The following is a 3,291-nucleotide window of genomic DNA, read 5'->3' on the forward strand; positions in this document are numbered from 1 at the left end:
AAGATAGAAGAAGATAGCCAGCCAGGCCGGAAGCAGATCCGGCCGGCTGGTGTTTTTTTACAGTCTGTGGAGCAGGACGTACAGACTGTTGCCATCTCAGGATGATGACTTACCGGAAGCCTCCATAACGGCCATATAGGCTTTTAAATGCAGCGTCGCGGGTCCGTGCCATGTATAAGGAACTGTCAGAAAAAAGAATTGTAATTTAATATGTGCTACATTAAAAACAGGTTGAAGCTGTCAATAAATACAAAAAAATAATCAAACAAACAAAAAAACCATGCATATATTGACGGGATAAAATGGTTTCGTGTGAAAGAATATAAAATATGCATAAAAAAATAAAAATAAATTACGCATTGACAAGCATTATGTTCAATGCTATATTATTAAATAAGGGAAGAGATAAACCGCTCCACCAAAGCAGTTTTTATTTTTTTTAGACATTTGATAAACCGTTCTACTAAACCGCTCCACCTACACGTAATTTGCGAAAAGACCATGTTTTTTGAGCAGGAAGTGTGGTAATATTGGTTTATTATCATAATTCATGAGGTGAGAGTATGAAGAACGCGACAATATCTGATGTAGCAAAGCTTTCAGGGGTTTCCAAGTCCACTGTATCAAATTATTTGAATGGAAATTTCGAGAGAATGTCTGACGAGACGAAAAAGAAGATAAAAAATGCAATTGATGAATTGGGGTATACACCAAGTTTGAGCGCCCGCAGGCTGTCGTCTAAAAATCACAGCAAGACAGTTTGTTTAGCCATTCCCAGAAACATTTCACATTTAAACGATACCATGTATTACCCGGTCATATTCTCGGCTCTTGGCGAGGAAGCAAAGAAATTTGATTATAATACTCTGATTTATTCCATGGATTCAGATGATATCAATAAAGACACAGAGTATTTAAAGAGCCTGTCGTCGTCTCTGGTAGACGGCATCCTATTGTATGACCTGGAAGAAGACAGTCTGGCCTTCAGGGAGTTTGAGAGGGCAGGAATCCCTTATGTGTGCGTGGGTAAGATACTCAGCCTGGAGAATTATAATTATGTGGCGTCTGACCACGGCAAAGCGATGAAGGATGTACTGGAGTATTTTTATAACCTGGAGCACAAAAAAGTGGCCATTGTCACGGAGGGAAAGTCCAACAGCGTGGTTCAGACTGTGAGAAGTACGGCTTTTAATGAGTTTATGTCTGAAAGGAAAGAAGAGAAATTGGACTATTCTTATATCAGAATCAATCAGAATGAATCATCATCCGATATCAAGCTGCTGTTCAATGAACTGCTTAATCCTGCAAACCGTCCAACGGCAGTTGGTATTATCAGCTGCTTTATGAACCAATTCATGGATGTGGTAAAGGGATATGGAATCAGGATACCGGAAGACCTGTCTGTGATGATTCTTGAGTATTATAAGAATTCCAATGTAGATGAGGAGTATCAGGATTTTACCTGTGTGGAATCCAAGGCTGAGAAGGTGACGAGAATTGCCATGAGAAAGCTTGTAAAGCTGATTGACAGCGGAAAGCCTTTTGAGTCGGAACTGGTTGGTTTGAAGGTGTGTGTAAAAAACTCAACTTCAAAGCCTAAAAAACAAGGAGGCAGGAAGTTATGAAGAAAAGATATACAAAAATAGTATCACTTGTACTTGGATTAGGATTAGCAGCGTCCATGGTTGCGGGATGTTCTGTGAAATCATCGGAAAACGTGGTTACAACAGCAGCTCCCACCGCCGCCAAGGCTGAGACAACAGCATCAGCGGAATCAGGAGGAAGCGCCGCGGAACAGAAGAAGATGGTATTCTGGGATAAGTCAGAGTATGTTGAGGGCTATAACACTATGATGAAGGCAAAGGTAGATGAATTTGCCAGCGAGAATCATGTGGATGTGGATTATGTGGTCATACCTGCTGCTGATATGAAGCAGAAGCTGATGGCTGCCATTGAGGCAGGCAATGCCCCTGACCTGATTGTGGGTGATGATACGCTGGTGGGGCAGTTTGTTTCCATGCAGCAGATAGCAGAGTGCTCAGATATATTTGAGGCCGTGGATTTTACGGAGAACTCAAAAATACTGGGAACCTTCAACGGCAAGCCCTATCTTGTGCCTCTGGCATTTACGGCGCCCGGCATGTACTTAAGGACGGATCAGTGGGAGAAAACCGGAATGGATATTCCCACAACCTGGGAAGAACTGAAGGAAGGCGCCAAGCTGATGAATGACCCGGCTAACGGCTTTTACGGCCTTGGATTTGCCATGGGCGCATCCGGCGGAGGAGATGCCGAGGGATTTTGCAGAACCATTATACTGGACTGGGGAGGAATCCCGGCAGACGAGAACGGAAAGGTCACGGTCAATTCTCCTGAAACACTGGAAGCACTTAAATTTATTGCAAGCTTATATGAAGAGGGATTGATTCCGCCTGATGCGATTACCGGAGACGACAGCTGGAATAACAACGCTTACCTGGCCGGTACTGTGGGCGTCATCACGAATTCAGGTTCCGTGGTATCCAGCATGAAAGAGGAAAAACCGGATCTTCTTGCGAACACACAGATCATCGCATATCCCGCAGGGCCAACCGGAGAGGCGTTCACCCTGGGCGGCGCTAATGTATTCGGAATATTTGAGACAGGTAAAAATACAGAGACCGCAAAAGAGTTTGTTAAATACTATTTTGAGGACCTGGATAATTATAACGCCATGATCGAAGCCATGGGTGCCATGTGGCAGCCGGTGGTGAACGGAGTGGATGACACGGATTTCTGGAAGGACCCGGTCAATGCAGGATGGCTTGCCAACTCTAAGAATACATATAAGACCTATTATCCGGCGCCGTCAGATGAAAGGGCTACGGTATCCTTTACAAACCAGCTTTGCGTTAAGGCCGTACAGGAAATAGTTGTTAACAAGGCTGATCCGCAGGAAGCCCTGGACCACTTGGAGGCAGAATTCAATAAGATTTATAACTAACAATGGAATTGGCATGACAGGGGGATAAGATGGCAGGAAAAAAATCAGAGAAAAGGAAGTATTCGCATTCCCAGCAGCTGTTAGATAAGCGTCTCGGGCTTCTGTTGATGGTGCCAATTGCTGCCGTGATATTTGGTATTACCGGAATCCCGTTTATAAGGGCATTGTACTTAAGCTTTACGAACAAAGTGGTAGGGGTACCGGAACAGTTTATTGGGTTTGACAACTATCTGGCTCTATTTGGGGATAAGATTTACTGGAAGTCCCTGTACAATACGATTATCTATACAGTGGGATGTATCACGGCG

At 43.8% G+C, this 3,291-nt stretch carries 2 protein-coding genes and 1 pseudogene; all 3 read left to right on the forward strand.

The genetic code is table 11. From position 1 onward, the window contains the following. The first annotated feature begins 563 nt into the window (after positions 1-563). Complete coding sequence (locus KH180_RS16455) at positions 564-1,625, forward strand: LacI family DNA-binding transcriptional regulator (RefSeq protein WP_021895182.1); 1,062 nt, start codon at positions 564-566, stop codon at positions 1,623-1,625. Then, positions 1,622-2,983: an ABC transporter substrate-binding protein gene (locus tag KH180_RS16460; RefSeq protein WP_290762410.1), complete on the forward strand. Its 1,362-nt coding sequence runs from the start codon at positions 1,622-1,624 to the stop codon at positions 2,981-2,983. The genes KH180_RS16455 and KH180_RS16460 overlap by 4 nt, the downstream gene beginning before the upstream one ends. A gap of 29 nt (positions 2,984-3,012) precedes the next feature. Beyond that, positions 3,013-3,291, forward strand: a pseudogene (locus KH180_RS16465) (carbohydrate ABC transporter permease); the annotation flags it as partial.

The sequence above is a fragment of the Anaerostipes sp. genome (assembly GCF_018381315.1).
Taxonomy (GTDB): Bacteria; Bacillota; Clostridia; order Lachnospirales; family Lachnospiraceae; genus Anaerostipes.

Bases quoted from the DNA above. Each gene is read 5' to 3' on its own strand.
- KH180_RS16455 (WP_021895182.1), top strand. From the start codon at position 564: ATGAAGAACGCGACAATATCTGATGTAGCAAAGCTTTCAGGGGTTTCC.
- KH180_RS16460 (WP_290762410.1), top strand. From the start codon at position 1,622: ATGAAGAAAAGATATACAAAAATAGTATCACTTGTACTTGGATTAGGA.